This window comes from Parendozoicomonas sp. 2304DJ65-17 (assembly GCF_058148445.1).
This window is the reverse complement of record NZ_JBYVJV010000031.1, coordinates 1-349: the sequence shown is the minus strand read 5'-3', so window position 1 is coordinate 349 and position 349 is coordinate 1. Positions and strand designations below refer to the sequence as shown.

Annotated in this window: 1 protein-coding gene; it reads left to right on the top strand. The window is 48.7% G+C overall.

Features of this window, described 5'->3' with window-relative positions; all coding sequences use genetic code 11:
- A partial coding sequence (locus tag ACY2RR_RS24410) for a UvrD-helicase domain-containing protein (protein WP_490110811.1) occupies positions 1–349 on the top strand: 349 nt, incomplete at both ends.

Sequence of the window (349 nt, the reverse complement as noted above, 5' to 3'; positions counted from 1 at the left end):
GCCAGGATGAAGCTGTCAAATACGTCTCAGGACCCCTTCTGGTTCTGGCTGGCGCGGGCAGTGGCAAAACCAGTGTCATTACCCAAAAAATCGCTTACCTGATCCGTGAATGCGGATTAAAAGGTCGTAATATTGTTGCTGTAACCTTTACCAACAAAGCCGCCCGGGAAATGAAAGAACGGGTTGGTAAACTGGTTGAAGGGCCAGCAGCACTGGGGCTGACCGTATCCACGTTTCACAACCTGGGGATGAACATTATTCGCAAGGAATACAAAACCCTTGTTTTCAAACCCTGCTTTTCTATTTTCGACCAGCAGGATGCCCGTGCACTGATTGCAGAGTTAATGCA